General features: G+C 64.2%; 15 protein-coding genes. 10 read left to right on the top strand and 5 right to left on the bottom strand.

The window, feature by feature from the left end; all coding sequences use genetic code 11:
* The first annotated feature begins 473 nt into the window (after positions 1-473).
* The 4 genes from CF161_RS17400 (at position 474) to CF161_RS17385 (ending at position 3,719) form a co-directional block, all read left to right on the top strand.
* The gene (locus tag CF161_RS17400) at positions 474-1,256 is read left to right on the top strand and encodes an ABC transporter substrate-binding protein (RefSeq protein WP_020297896.1); all 783 of its coding nucleotides are present in this window, start codon (positions 474-476) and stop codon (positions 1,254-1,256) included.
* Between the two features lie 103 nt (positions 1,257-1,359).
* Positions 1,360-2,472: a succinylglutamate desuccinylase/aspartoacylase family protein gene (locus tag CF161_RS17395; RefSeq protein ID WP_020297895.1), complete on the top strand. Its 1,113-nt coding sequence runs from the start codon at positions 1,360-1,362 to the stop codon at positions 2,470-2,472.
* Positions 2,473-2,506: 34 nt separating this feature from the next.
* Positions 2,507-2,899: a hypothetical protein gene (locus tag CF161_RS17390; RefSeq protein ID WP_020297894.1), complete on the top strand. Its 393-nt coding sequence runs from the start codon at positions 2,507-2,509 to the stop codon at positions 2,897-2,899.
* A 94-nt stretch (positions 2,900-2,993) separates the two neighbouring features.
* Positions 2,994-3,719, top strand: coding sequence for an alpha/beta hydrolase (locus CF161_RS17385; RefSeq protein WP_043229789.1), 726 nt, complete (start codon positions 2,994-2,996; stop codon positions 3,717-3,719).
* A gap of 96 nt (positions 3,720-3,815) precedes the next feature.
* On the opposite strand, the gene CF161_RS17380 is transcribed toward CF161_RS17385, so the two are convergent.
* Complete coding sequence (locus CF161_RS17380) at positions 3,816-4,391, bottom strand: hypothetical protein (RefSeq protein WP_020297892.1); 576 nt, start codon at positions 4,389-4,391, stop codon at positions 3,816-3,818.
* Between the two features lie 567 nt (positions 4,392-4,958).
* On the opposite strand from CF161_RS17380, the gene folE reads away from it, so the two are divergent.
* The 3 genes from folE to CF161_RS17365 are packed head-to-tail and all read left to right on the top strand — an operon-like array spanning position 4,959 to position 6,612.
* Positions 4,959-5,519: a GTP cyclohydrolase I FolE gene (gene folE / locus CF161_RS17375; RefSeq protein WP_020297891.1), complete on the top strand. Its 561-nt coding sequence runs from the start codon at positions 4,959-4,961 to the stop codon at positions 5,517-5,519.
* Positions 5,520-5,549: 30 nt separating this feature from the next.
* The gene (locus CF161_RS17370; RefSeq protein WP_052027218.1) at positions 5,550-6,053 is read left to right on the top strand and encodes a chalcone isomerase family protein; all 504 of its coding nucleotides are present in this window, start codon (positions 5,550-5,552) and stop codon (positions 6,051-6,053) included.
* A gap of 19 nt (positions 6,054-6,072) precedes the next feature.
* A complete protein-coding gene (locus CF161_RS17365; RefSeq protein WP_020297889.1) occupies positions 6,073-6,612 on the top strand; it encodes a DUF3833 domain-containing protein in 540 nt (179 codons plus the stop codon).
* Here CF161_RS17365 and CF161_RS17360 read toward each other — a convergent pair.
* The gene (locus CF161_RS17360; RefSeq protein ID WP_020297888.1) at positions 6,603-7,040 is read right to left on the bottom strand and encodes a thiol-disulfide oxidoreductase DCC family protein; all 438 of its coding nucleotides are present in this window, start codon (positions 7,038-7,040) and stop codon (positions 6,603-6,605) included. The two genes, CF161_RS17365 and CF161_RS17360, sit on opposite strands and share 10 nt — an antisense overlap.
* A gap of 125 nt (positions 7,041-7,165) precedes the next feature.
* On the opposite strand from CF161_RS17360, the gene CF161_RS17355 reads away from it, so the two are divergent.
* A complete protein-coding gene (locus CF161_RS17355; protein ID WP_043229788.1) occupies positions 7,166-8,485 on the top strand; it encodes an Nramp family divalent metal transporter in 1,320 nt (439 codons plus the stop codon).
* Between the two features lie 607 nt (positions 8,486-9,092).
* Here CF161_RS17355 and CF161_RS17350 read toward each other — a convergent pair.
* Positions 9,093-10,025 carry a LysR family transcriptional regulator gene (locus CF161_RS17350; protein WP_020297886.1) on the bottom strand — a complete coding sequence of 311 codons (933 nt, stop codon included), beginning with the start codon at positions 10,023-10,025 and terminating at the stop codon, positions 9,093-9,095.
* Positions 10,026-10,140: 115 nt separating this feature from the next.
* On the opposite strand from CF161_RS17350, the gene CF161_RS17345 reads away from it, so the two are divergent.
* Positions 10,141-10,650 (top strand): DMT family transporter, encoded by a 510-nt coding sequence (locus CF161_RS17345; RefSeq protein WP_020297885.1) that lies wholly within the window; start codon positions 10,141-10,143, stop codon positions 10,648-10,650.
* Positions 10,651-10,652: 2 nt separating this feature from the next.
* Positions 10,653-11,105, top strand: a complete 453-nt coding sequence (locus CF161_RS17340; RefSeq protein WP_020297884.1) for a DMT family transporter — start codon at positions 10,653-10,655, stop codon at positions 11,103-11,105.
* Between the two features lie 12 nt (positions 11,106-11,117).
* Here CF161_RS17340 and CF161_RS17335 read toward each other — a convergent pair whose 3' ends face one another.
* Both CF161_RS17335 and glcF read right to left on the bottom strand, forming a co-directional pair.
* On the bottom strand, positions 11,118-11,519 hold the full coding sequence (locus CF161_RS17335; RefSeq protein ID WP_020297883.1) for a heme-binding protein: 402 nt from the start codon (positions 11,517-11,519) through the stop codon (positions 11,118-11,120).
* Positions 11,516-12,234: glycolate oxidase subunit GlcF (gene glcF / locus CF161_RS17330; protein ID WP_020297882.1), on the bottom strand; the 719-nt coding region annotated here is incomplete at its 5' end. The genes glcF and CF161_RS17335, both read right to left, overlap by 4 nt.

The raw sequence follows: 12,234 nt of genomic DNA, 5'->3' as shown, positions 1-12,234 counted from the left end.
GGACGCTCGCGCGCGAGCGATGGCGGATCGTAACAGTGCAAATTTGCCAAGTACAACCGGGATAACTGCAGGTTGCCTGTGCATTTTTACCTTATGGGTGCGCCCGCAACCCGCCAGCCGACGTCTGCTGCGCAGGGCACAAAAAGCGACGCATTCTTGATTTACAAGCCCGATCCTGAGCCATGACGACAGAATCGGCTGTCAGACGGCTGCGTTCAGCATGGTTCGGCTGTCTGGGCGGGGCCTTACGACACCTGGCCGACCCCGGCTATTGGCATTCTGGCGGTCCGTTACAGCGCACCCAGGTGGTGACTGAGGACGGATGGCACGTTCGACGACCGGTCACAGCCGGTCGAAAACAACAATAAGACACCCCTGCGATGGACCTCGCAATAACTCTCTGCCCCTGTCGAAAAGTGTGGTTCGGTGCCTGCGCCGGCCGCGATAAATCCAAATACTCCGGGACTCTGAAGATGAACAATAAATGGCTGGCTTTGCCTGCACTGGCGTTGGCGTTGTGCGCGACCAGTGCCAGCGCCAAGGAATGGAAAGAATTGCGATTCGGCGTCAACCCCAGCTACCCGCCGTTTGAATCGACCACCGCCGATGGCGGCGTGCAGGGCTTCGGCGTCGACCTGGGCAATGCCATCTGCGCCGAGCTCAAGCTCAAGTGCGTGTGGGTCAGCAATGACTTCGACGGCCTGATCCCGGCGCTGAAGGTCAAGAAAATCGACGCCATCCTGTCGTCGATGACCATCACCGACGACCGCAAGAAAAACGTCGACTTCACCATCAAGTACTACCACACCCCGGCACGCTTCGTGATGAAGCAGGGCATCGAGATCAAGGACCCGCTGACCGAGCTCAAGGGCAAGAAAGTCGGTGTGCTGCGCGCCAGTACCCACGACCGTTTCGCCACCGAAGTGCTGGTCCCGGCCGGGATCAGCCTGGTGCGCTACGGCTCGCAGCAGGAAGCCAACCTGGACATGGTCTCCGGCCGCATCGACGCGCTGCTGGCCGACTCGGTCAACCTCGACGACGGCTTCCTGAAAACCGACGCCGGCAAGGGCTTCGCGTTCGTCGGCCCCGAGTACAACGATCCGAAATACTTCGGTGGCGGCGCCGGTATTGCCGTACGCAAGGGGGATACCGCCCTGGCCGACAAATTCAACACGGCCATTACCCAAGTGCGCGCCAACGGCAAGTACAAGGCCGTGCAGGACAAGTACTTCAAGTTCGACGTTTACGGTGAGTAATCGCCCGCAGTGAAAAAAAGGTGGCGCCGGTTGATACGGCCGCCACCTTTTTTATGCGCCGCTGTTTTATCCTGCGCCACCCCATTTTCCTCAGGGAGCTGCCATGCAACGTATTGACCACCCCTTGCCCTGGAGCCACCTGGGCAGCGAGCGCCAGCTCAGCGTGTTCCGCTTTGGCGCAGGCTCGCGCAAGGTGTATATCCAGGCCAGCCTGCACGCCGATGAGCTGCCGGGCATGCGCACCGCCTGGGAGCTGAAAAAGCGCCTGGGCGAACTCGAAGCCAACGGCCAGTTGCACGGCGTGATCGAGCTGGTGCCGGTGGCCAATCCCATTGGCCTGGACCAGTACGTGCAAAGCAGCCACCTGGGGCGCTTCGAGCTGGGCAGCGGGAAGAATTTCAACCGTGCGTTCTTTGAACTCAGTGGCCCGGTGGGCGACCTGATCGGTGGCCAGCTGGGCACTGACGCTGCGGCCAACGTGGCGCTGATCCGACGCACCATGGGCCAGGTGCTGGACCAGTTGCCGGCACCGGGTTCCCAGCTCGAAGCCTTGCACCGCCTGCTGTTGCGCCATGCCTGCGAGGCCGAGATCACCCTCGACCTGCACTGTGATTTCGAAGCGGCGATCCATCTCTACGCACTGCCCCAGCACTGGCCCCAGTGGCAGCCCCTGGCCGCGCGCTTGAAGGCGGGCGTGGCCTTGCTGTGCGAGGACTCCGGCGGCAGCTCGTTCGATGAATCCTGCTCCGCGCCCTGGTTGCGCCTGGCCCGGGACTTTCCCCGGGCGGCCATTCCCCCGGCCAACCTCGCCACCACCCTGGAGCTGGGCAGCATGGGTGATACCCGGGTCGAGCAGGCCCAGGCCAACTGCGAGGCGATATTGGGGTTCCTGGCCGAGCAGGGCTTGATCAGCGGCGACTGGCCGCCCGCGCCCGAGGCGTGTTGCGAAGGCATGCCGTTCGAAGGCACCCAGTACCTGTTCGCCCCTCACCACGGCGTGGTCAGCTTCCTGCGCGACGCCGGCGAGTGGGTCGAGGAGGGCGATGCGCTGTTCGAGGTGGTCGACCCGCTGCAGGATAAAGTCAGCGTGGTACGGGCCGGCACCAGTGGCGTGCTGTTTGCCCTGGACCGTGGGCGCTACACCCAGCCGGGTATCTGGCAGGCCAAGGTGGCCGGGCGCGAGGCGATTCGCGCGGGCAAGCTGATCAACGACTGACGCGGCTCCCGATCTCTTGAAGGCGAATGGCTCCATGTATCGATGTTCTCTGCTGATTCGCCTGCTGTTCGCCCTGTGCCTGTTGGTCGCGACCGCCAATCACCTGCGGGCCGTGCTCGATCACGGCTGGCTCTGGGATTACGGCTATGGCCCCCAGACCGTGCTGGCCAGCCGGGTGTTCTGGGGCGCGTTGACCGTGCTCGATCCGCTGGCGGCGCTGTTGCTGTGGTTCAGGCCGCGCTGGGGCCTGCTCCTGACCCTGGCGATCATTGCCTGCGACGTGCTGCACAACAGCTTCTACGTCGCCGCCCATGGGCAATGGACGCAGACCTTTTACCTGTCCCAGCTGGGTTTTTTACTGGCGGTGCTGGTGCTGTCACCCCTGGCCTGGCGCGGAGTGCGCAAGCCGCTTGGGCCGGTTGGCTGAATCTCATCGCTGTTTGTCGGTCCGATCCTCAGTCACCCGCCTTGTGGCTAGCTGCCGCGCCGTGAAAGGAAAACGCCTCATGTCCAAGACCTCGATGCTCAAGTGCTGGCTGGTGCCGTTGCTGCTGGCCTGCGCCTCAGCCCAGGCCCAGCCCGGCTCGCCCACGCTGCACAGTGACCTGCCGTTGCAGTACCTGGAGCAGGCGGGCGCCGATACCCGCAACCAGCCGCTGGTGATTTTCCTGCATGGCTACGGCAGTAACGAGGAGGACCTGTTCGGGCTCAAAGAGCAGCTGCCGGCTGGCTACACCTACCTTTCGGTACGGGCACCCCAGGTGCTGGAGGAGGGCAGTTACCAGTGGTTTCACAAGAAGGGTAACGGGGCCTATGACGGCGTGACCGAGGAACTGACCAGCAGCGCCCAGGTGATCGAGGCCTTTGTGGCCAAGGCTGCGGCCAAGTACCAGACCCGGCCTGACAAGGTGTTTTTGCTGGGCTTCAGCCAGGGCGCGATCATGTCTTATGAAGTCGGCTTGCGGCACCCGCAGGCGGTGCGTGGGATTGCGGCATTGAGCGGCAGTGTGCTGCCGGTGCTGAGGTCGCAGCTCAAGCCCGATCCCCAGCTGCAGGCGCTGGCGATTTTCATCGGCCATGGCACCGCCGATCAGCGCCTGCCCTACAGCGATGGTTCAGAGGCCAACAGCCTGTTGCAGGGCCTGGGCCTGGCGCCGGAATTTCATGCCTATCCGGGCCTGGGGCACAGCATCAGCGAGCGTGAAGTCCACGACCTCAAGGACTGGTTGCAGCGGCTCAACCCCTGACAACCTGTTCACGAGCTGTTGCGCTTGGCGCATGGGGCATTAACACTGCCCGAGCGTCGCTGGCTGGATCGTGAACAGGATCGTTGCCAGGCCTGCTCAGCGGCCGAGGATCTGCTTCATCAGGGCCTCGTGACCGGCCTTGTCGCTGATCCGCGACACCACCTGGATCACCGCAATGCGCCCGCCGGAAGCGGCCAGCAGGGTCGAATTCAGGGTCTTGCCGCCGCCCATGGTGGCGCTGCTGTCGATCTGGCGTACGCCCAGGCCCTTGAGGGTCAGGCTCTTTTCACTTTGCTTGGTGAAGTCCGGCAGGGCCGCGGCCTGTTGCTTGAGGAACCCCGCCACCGCTGCATCGAGGAACGGTGCGTCGTTGTCCTTGGCCTGCTGCCCGTTGGGAATGGTGTTTTCCGCCGCGATCACCGCCGTCTTGGTGTCGTTGTTGGAGTACAGGGTGCCGGTTGCTCCGGCGGTGCCGTTGGCCGCGCTGCCGGCGGGCAGCACCGTGGCCGTGAAGCCTTTGGGCAGGCTGAAGGCAAGTTTGCCGCCCAGCATCGAGACTTTTTGCGCCGTGGCGCCAGCGGCACTTGGCTGGGCCGCATAGACGCTCGCCGCGCCCAGACCGAGCAAGGCGACCAGGGCCAGGCCCAGGGCTTTTTTACCGAACAATGACATGCAGCTTCTCCAGAGTGATCGCGTCAGGCGCGCATCATCCCACGGCCCCCGAGCGACACTCCAGCGGGTTATGGCGGTTCGGATAAAAGGCTGGGGCCGACCTCGACGCGACGGCGGATGCATTGGGTTTCTTGGCGGCTCCCTGTCGGGTAGGTCGCCGGTCTGCATGAAGGTTTTTTCGTCGGGGGTGCATCCAGTCCGCAGTTTGCTGCGTATGCCGTGAATGGCCTGGTGTATTGCGCGGTTCGCCTTGTACAGGAAATGAAGTGTTAGCCGGGGTTTCCGTCGTATCTGTACAACTATTGGCGGTATTTTTAGCTATTTTTTCGTAAAAAGTTGTACAAAATAAAAATTGTCGTATAAGTTTTTATCAGGTCGACGCAGTGCAGGCCTCGGGGTTTTTCCGGGTGCGCTGGCGGCGCTGACCCTATTTTTTGGAACTGAGGTCAAGCCTTTGGTTGTACCAAGGCGTGCCAGTTGAGCGGTCGGCAGCCTCAGCTCCATTTTTATTGCGGTTCAGTGCGCAACGACGCCAAGGGCTGAACGCGTTTGCCGGGACGTACGTGAATGAGTGACCTGCTGCCAGAACATTACCGTGACATCCTCGCCGCAATTGGTGAAAACCCTTTGCGAGAGGGGCTGCGCGACACGCCGACGCGGGCTGCCAAGGCGATGCGCTACCTGTGTCGAGGGTACGAACAAAGCCTGGAGACGGTGGTCAACGGCGCCTTGTTCAGTTCCACCAGCGATGAAATGGTGATCGTGCAAAACATCGAGCTGTACTCGCTGTGCGAACACCACCTGCTGCCCTTTATCGGCCAGGCCCACGTGGCTTACATCCCCACGGGCAAGGTGCTGGGGCTGTCGAAAGTGGCGCGTATCGTCGACATGTTCGCCCGCCGCTTGCAGATCCAGGAAAACCTCACCCGCCAAGTGGCCGAGGCCATCCAGGAAGTCACCCGGGCCTCCGGGGTGGCGGTGGTCATCGAAGCGCGGCACATGTGCATGATGATGCGCGGCGTGGAGAAGCAGAATTCGCTGATGAACACCTCGGTCATGCTGGGGGCCTTTCGCGAATCCAGCAGCACCCGCCAGGAGTTCCTGCAACTGATCAGAAGGCATTCCTGAGTGAGCCGCTGGCTGGCGTTGCGCCTTTGCATGCTGGGGCTGCTGGCGGCGCTTGGCACCAGCGCCGCGGCTGGCTGGCAACAGGCGCTGCCCGCGGCGCGGGTGGTGGGCAGCGGCGAATTCAGCTGGTTCGGTTTCAAGCTCTACAACGCCCGGCTCTGGAGCCCGGTCACACCACTGGCGGCGGACACCCCGTTCGCCCTGGAACTGACCTATCGCCGCAGCATCAGCCGCGACGATCTGGTGCAGGCCAGCCTCGACGAGATCAAGCGCCTGTCCGGCCCGGCGGTCAGTGCCGAGCAATTGAGCCGCTGGCAGGCGCAGATGCAGCAGTCGTTTGTCGATGTGCAGGCCGGCACCGTCATCACCGGGGTGTTTCTGCCCGGGCAGGGCGCGCAGTTCTTTGTCGACCAGCAGCTGCGGCATGAGGTCAGGGACCCGGCCTTTGCCCGGGCCTTTTTCGATATCTGGCTGGACCCGCGCACCCGCAACCCCCAATTGCGCCGGCAGTTGCTGGGTCAGGCACAACCCTGAACGGCCGAGGGCCATGAGCATGTGGAAAACCTGGATTCTGTTGTTGGGCCTGGGCGCCAGCCTGGCCGGTTGCGGCGGCATCGATGTCACCCACTACCGCGAACAGACGCCGCCCCTGGAACTGCGGCAGTTCTTCAGCGGACGGGTCGAGGCCTGGGGGCTGTTTCAGAAGCGCTCGGGGGAGGTGATCAAGCGCTTCCATGTCCTGATCGACAGCCACAGCGAGGGCGACACCTTTGTCATGCATGAAGCCTTCACCTACAGCGACGGCACCCGCCAGACCCGGATCTGGACCCTGCGCCCGGACGGCCCGGGTATCTGGCGCGGCACCGCGGGCGACGTGGTCGGCGAAGCTCTGGGCGAGGTGTCCGGCAATACCTTGCGCTGGCGCTATGTGCTGAACCTGCCGGTGGACGGCACCACCTATCAGGTGCACTTCGACGACTGGATGTACCTGCTGGATGAAAATACCCTGGCCAACCGCTCCTACATGACCAAGTTCGGCCTCGAACTGGGGCAGGTCACGCTATTTTTCCGCCGCCAGCCGGGTCAGTCCTGAGGGTTGAGAAAGCGTCCGCGATGCTCGGCGCTGGGCAGCAGGCACTGGTCGTAACGGCCGAACAGCCGATAGCGGTTGCGGGCGATGAGGTCGTAGCCCCAGTCGCGCAGCGGTCGCGGCACCCGGCGTAAAACCCCGAGCCAGGACCAGGGTCGCGGCAGGTGGCGCATCAGCTGGATAAAGGCCCCGGAGCGGGTATACAGCTGCTGATCGTCGATAAAAGCCACGGTGTCGAAGCGCTCGGTGGGCAGGCCGAACCAGGCAAGCAGGGCCTGGCCTTCCACCGACTGCACCGAGGCCAGTTTGATCCGGCGCCGGGTGTCGTGGCGGATGACGAAGCCGACCGAGGCATTGCACAACTTGCACACACCGTCGAACAGCAGCACCCGGTCACCGGGTTGCAAAAAAGGGGGGGAGCTGGAGTTCATGCCGATCCTTGGGTGCCGGGGTTGAAGTGCCAGCAGCATACGCGCCTGGACCTCGGTTTTCAGGCTTGGGCGTGGCGGCGCAAACGTCTAAGCTGGGCCATTGTTTCATGTTGCTGGATGTGTCCGTGAAATTGACCTTGCCGAAAATCGCTACCGCTCCCTTCTGCCCACCGGAAGTGGCGGGCAGCATCAGCGTTGACCCCACTGCCTCGTTGTTCAAGCGTGTCCTGCGTTTCGCCGGCCCCGGGCTGCTGATATCCATTGGCTACATGGACCCCGGCAACTGGGCCACGGCCATCGAGGCCGGCTCGCGCTATGGCTACAGCCTGTTGTTCGTGGTGCTGCTGGCGAGCCTGGCGGGGATGGTCGTGCAATGCCTGTGTTCGCGCCTGGGCATCGCCACCGGGCGCGACCTGGCGCAACTCTGTCGCCAGCGCTACAGCCCCCGCGCGGCGCGCACCCAGTGGCTGCTGGCGGAGATCTCGATCATCGCCACCGACCTCGCCGAAGTGCTGGGCTGCGCCCTGGCGTTCCACCTGTTGCTCGGGGTGTCGCTGAGCACCGGGATCATCATTACCGCCTTCGACACCTTGCTGATCCTGGCCCTGCAGAACCGGGGCTTTCGCCGCCTGGAAGCGATCATGCTGGTGCTGGTGGCAACCATCGGCGTGTGTTTTTTCATCGAGTTGCTGCTGATCAAACCCTACTGGCCGGACGTGGCTCGCGGTTTTGTCCCGTCGCTGGCGGCGGTCAGCGATGCCGCGCCGCTGTACCTGGCCATCGGTATTCTCGGCGCCACGGTGATGCCCCATAACCTGTACCTGCACACCTCGATCGTGCAGACCCGGCTGGTGGGGCACGACCAGGCCAGTCGCGAGGATGCGATCAAGCTGTCGCGCATCGACACCATCGGTTCCCTGGCCCTGGCGCTGCTGGTCAACGCGGCGATTCTGGTCCTTGCTGCGGCGGCGTTTCATCAGACCGGGCATACCGATGTGGTGGAGATTCAGGATGCTTATCACCTGCTTGATCCCCTGGTGGGTGGGGCCCTGGCCAGTGTGTTGTTTGGCGTGGCGTTGCTGGCGTCGGGGCAGAGTTCGACCTTCACCGGCACCATTGCTGGCCAGGTGATCATGGAGGGTTACCTCAATCTGCGTCTGCCGTGCTGGCAGCGGCGTTTGATTACCCGTGGCCTGGCGTTGATTCCGGCGTTTATCGGGGTCTGGTTGTTGGGGGATGGGGCGGTGGGGCAGCTGTTGGTGTTGAGTCAGGTGGTGTTGAGTCTGCAATTGCCGTTTGCGTTGTATCCGTTGATTCGTATGACTAACGATCGGCAATTGATGGGGGTGTTTGTTAATCAGTGGCCGACTCGGGGGCTCGCTTGGGGGCTGTTTGTTGTGATTAGTGGGGCTAATGCGTGGTTGGTTGGGCAGTGGTTGGTTTGAGTGTTGTGTAGTGGGGGGGCGGTTTTGTGGGGGGGCTTTGGATGTGGTTCCGGGGGCGCACATTCTGTGGCGAGGGAGCTTGCTCCCGCTGGGCCGGGCTGGCGCTCCAGCGCGCAGCGGCCCCAAGAACTGACGCCTCGGGTTTGTGGGTGTACATATCCATTGCTGAGGGTGTGGCTGCTATAGGTTCCGCTCTTACAGCGGGTCACTTTGGAAAAGCCCCAAAGTAACCAAAGGGCTCTTGCCCCACCACTTGGTGCCTCGCCTAGGCTCGGCATGCCCTCGCTCCGGCAGTGATCCGTGGGCCGCCGCGATGGGCCATCCCTGGCCCAGCGCGGCTAACCCGGCGTCCTGCCGGGTTGCCCACGGCTCACTGCCTGCGTTCGGCCATCGTGGTTAACGGGCCGCTTAGATCAAAATCAAAATCAAGAGCAAGACGGCGGCCCTGCGGCCGGCCTGGATTGGCACCTGAGCGTTCTCGACACACGGCCAGCGAGCGGCTACACCCGACCTGTAGCTGCTGCCGAGGCACGAGGCTGACGCCCAATACATCCGGATAAAACACGGCGCCCATCTCGGCCAGCGCAGTCTCGTGCCTCGGCTACGGTCATTGGTCCCAATAGGGCTCGGGGCCGAATTTTTCGACGAAGAAGTCGATCACGGTGCGCACTTTTACCGACAGGCGTCGGCTGCCGGGCCACAGGGCGGCGATTTGTTGGGGTTCCAGGCTGGTGGCTACCTGGTAGTCGCCGAACAGCGCCACCAGCCGCCCTTCGCGCAGGGCTTCGCCAATCAGCCATGACGGAAACAGCACCAGCCCCAATCCTTGCTCGGCGGCCTGGGTCAGGGTGTCGGCGTGGTTGCCGGTGATCGCGCCCTTGACGCTGTAGGGCGTCCAGTCCCTGTCGCCCTGGCGAAAGAACCAGCGTTGCTGGCCGGTCTCGCCCTTGTAGGCCAGGCACTGGTGCGCCGCCAGTTGTTCGGGGTGGTGCGGTGTGCCGTGTTCGGCGAGGTAGGCCGGGCTGGCGGCGATGCGGTAGCGGTGCGGGGCGAAGATTCGTGCCTGCATCCCCGAATCGTTGAGGCTGCCGATGCGAAACAGCAGGTCGGCGCCTTCCTGCAAGGGGTCGACGTAGCTGTCGGTCTGCTGGATATCCAGCTGCAATTTCGGATAACGCCGACACAGTTCGCCCAGCCACGGCGACAGGTGGCGCTGGCCAAACACCACTGGCGCGTTGATCCGCACCAGCCCGCTGGGCTCGCTTTCCTGTTCTTGCAGCGCCTGTTCGGCTTCTTCCCACTGCGCCAGCACCCGCCGCGCGTGGTAGCCCAGCAGGCGCCCGGCCTCGGTGGGGCTGACTGCCCGGGTATGGCGGTAGAGCAACTGCTGGCTCAGGGCCTGTTCCATCAGCTGGATCTGCCGCGAGATCGACGACGGCGCCAGGCCCTCGCGCCGCGCCACCGCAGAAAAGCTGCCAAGGTCGAGCACCGCCACAAACAGGCGCAGTGCCTTGAAACCCAGTTCATTGAAGCCGTGCATGATCGGTCCTTGCTGTGCGTAATACGCAAAGGTGTTGTCGGCATGCTCCCATTTATCGCAAAGGATCGGCAATCGATAATGGGCGCATTCCCTTACTCCTTGATGCAGGTTTCCCATGCAGGCTTCTTCCCTTGATCACGTCGCGGCCCCCCCGACCCCGGCCGTGGCGGCCCCCGTTCCCAACCCCTGGCTGCGCCTGTTGCTGCTGCCGCTGGTGATTCTCGCCGGCATGGGCCTGTCGGTGGAGGCCGGGTTGCTCGGGCCGCTGGGGGTGCAGGTCGGGCACCTGTGGGCGACGTTGAGCATCTTCGGCGTCGGTGCGGCGCTGCTGTTTCTGCTGTTGCTGCTCAGCGGTCGCCAGCAGGGGCCGGCCTTCAGCGAGCTGCCGCGCTGGCAGTTGATCGGCGGCTTTCTGGGGCCGATCTACGTGGTGGTGCTGACCCTGGCCACGCCCCATATCGGCATCGCCATGACCATGATCGCGATCCTCTCCGGCCAGGTCGGCAAGAGTGTGCTGATCGACCATTTCGGCTGGTTCGGCAGTGCCCGCAAGCGGGTCAACGGCGAACGCTGGCTGGCCCTGGCGCTGATTGTCGCCGCCCTTGTCCTGATTGCCCGAGGTTAAGCATGAGCCTGATTCTATTGTTGGTTGTGGTGGTGGCCGCCGGTGCGGTGTTGAGTGTGCAGGCGGCGATCAATGGGCGCCTGGGCGAGACGGTCGGGGTCCTGCGCAGCAGCCTGCTGACCTTTGCCGTGGGCGCGGTGGTGACGGCGCTGCTGATTGTGTTTTTCGAGCCGGCGCACGCCGTGAGTCTGCTCGATGTGCCCAAGTGGCAACTGGGCGGCGCGCTGTTCGGCGTGGTGTACATGATGGTCATGGTCGGCGCGGTGCCCAGGGTTGGCACGGCGGTGGCCACGGTGGCGGTGATTGTCGGGCAACTGGGCATGGGCATGCTGATCGACAACTTCGGCTGGCTCGGCAACCCGGCCATCGAGTTGTCGGGCAGCCGGGTGCTGGCGATGGTCTGCCTGGCCCTGGCGCTGCTGTTCATGTACCGCAGCAGCACCCGCCAGGCTTGAGCCACGGGGGATTCAGCCCAGGCTTTGGGCGCCACGGCGGGCGACCTGGGCGTCCTGCTCGGACTTGACCCCCGACACCCCGACGGCGCCGACCACCTGGCCCTCGACGATGATCGGCACCGCGCCTTCGAGGCAGACCAACAGCGGCGCCGAGAGAAACGCCGTGCGCCCGCCGTTGACCATTTCTTCATAGAGCCGCGATTCGCGGCGACCCAGGGCCGAGGTTCGGGCCTTTTCGGTGGCGATATAGGCACTGGCCGGGGAGGCGCCGTCCAGGCGTTCGAAGGCCAGGGGATGGCCGCCGTCATCGACGATGGCGATGCTCACCGGCCACTGGTTGGCCTGGGCCTCGTCGCGCGCGGCGGCAAGGATCTGGCTGACTTCGGTCTGGCTCAATACGGCTTTGCTGTTCATGGGGTTCTCCGGGGAGCAGGGGGCTGATGGGGCAATGCGCCGTCCACCAGTTCGATCCAGTGCCGGACCGGCGTGCGGCCGGCGCCGTCGAGGTGGGTCTGGCAGCCGATATTGGCGGTGACGATGACATCGGGCTGGCCACTTTCCAGGGCGCTGAGTTTATTGTCACGCAGTTGTCGCGCCAACTCCGGCTGGGTCAGCGAATAGGTGCCCGCCGAGCCGCAACACAGGTGGCTGTCGGGCACCGCCGTGAGGTTGAAGCCCAGGCGCACGAGCACCGCCTCCACCGCGCCGCCGAGTTTTTGCGCATGCTGCAAGGTGCAGGGGCAGTGGAAGGCCAGGCGTTGCTCGCCATGGACGCCGAGCTGTTCCAGGGGCTCGGCGCCCAGGACCTGCACCAGGTCGCGGGCCATGGCACTGACCCGTTCGGCCTTGGCCGCGTAATGCGGATCATGGGCCAGGAGATGCCCGTAATCCTTGATGAAGGCGCCGCAGCCGCTGGCGGTCTGGACGATGGCTTCGGCGCCGTTTTCCAGCAGTGGCCACCAGGCGTCGATATTGCGCCGCGCCCGATCCAGGCCGGCTGCCTGGGCGTCCAGGTGATAGTCGACGGCGCCGCAGCAGCCGGCCTGGGGCACGGGCCGGATGCCGATCCCCAGGCGGTCCAGGACCCGCGCCGTGGCGGCGTTGGTATTGGGCGACAGCCCCGGCTGCA

Origin of the sequence: Pseudomonas sp. CF161, from assembly GCF_000416215.1 — a bacterium.
In the GTDB taxonomy this organism is placed as follows: Bacteria; Pseudomonadota; Gammaproteobacteria; order Pseudomonadales; family Pseudomonadaceae; genus Aquipseudomonas.
Note: the sequence above shows the minus strand (reverse complement) of the source record. Positions and strands in the feature narration are given on the sequence as shown.

Excerpts from the sequence above, each read along its gene's own strand:
- CF161_RS17385 (WP_043229789.1), top strand. The coding sequence starts at position 2,994 with ATGCTCAAGTGCTGGCTGGTGCCGTTGCTGCTGGCCTGCGCCTCAGCC.
- CF161_RS17340 (WP_020297884.1), top strand. The coding sequence starts at position 10,653 with ATGAGCCTGATTCTATTGTTGGTTGTGGTGGTGGCCGCCGGTGCGGTG.
- CF161_RS17370 (WP_052027218.1), top strand. The coding sequence starts at position 5,550 with ATGCTGGGGCTGCTGGCGGCGCTTGGCACCAGCGCCGCGGCTGGCTGG.
- CF161_RS17335 (WP_020297883.1), bottom strand. The coding sequence starts at position 11,519 with ATGAACAGCAAAGCCGTATTGAGCCAGACCGAAGTCAGCCAGATCCTT.
- CF161_RS17380 (WP_020297892.1), bottom strand. The coding sequence starts at position 4,391 with ATGTCATTGTTCGGTAAAAAAGCCCTGGGCCTGGCCCTGGTCGCCTTG.
- CF161_RS17360 (WP_020297888.1), bottom strand. The coding sequence starts at position 7,040 with ATGAACTCCAGCTCCCCCCCTTTTTTGCAACCCGGTGACCGGGTGCTG.
- CF161_RS17345 (WP_020297885.1), top strand. The coding sequence starts at position 10,141 with ATGCAGGCTTCTTCCCTTGATCACGTCGCGGCCCCCCCGACCCCGGCC.
- folE (WP_020297891.1), top strand. The coding sequence starts at position 4,959 with ATGAGTGACCTGCTGCCAGAACATTACCGTGACATCCTCGCCGCAATT.
- CF161_RS17395 (WP_020297895.1), top strand. The coding sequence starts at position 1,360 with ATGCAACGTATTGACCACCCCTTGCCCTGGAGCCACCTGGGCAGCGAG.
- CF161_RS17400 (WP_020297896.1), top strand. The coding sequence starts at position 474 with ATGAACAATAAATGGCTGGCTTTGCCTGCACTGGCGTTGGCGTTGTGC.
- CF161_RS17390 (WP_020297894.1), top strand. The coding sequence starts at position 2,507 with ATGTATCGATGTTCTCTGCTGATTCGCCTGCTGTTCGCCCTGTGCCTG.
- CF161_RS17350 (WP_020297886.1), bottom strand. The coding sequence starts at position 10,025 with ATGCACGGCTTCAATGAACTGGGTTTCAAGGCACTGCGCCTGTTTGTG.
- CF161_RS17365 (WP_020297889.1), top strand. The coding sequence starts at position 6,073 with ATGTGGAAAACCTGGATTCTGTTGTTGGGCCTGGGCGCCAGCCTGGCC.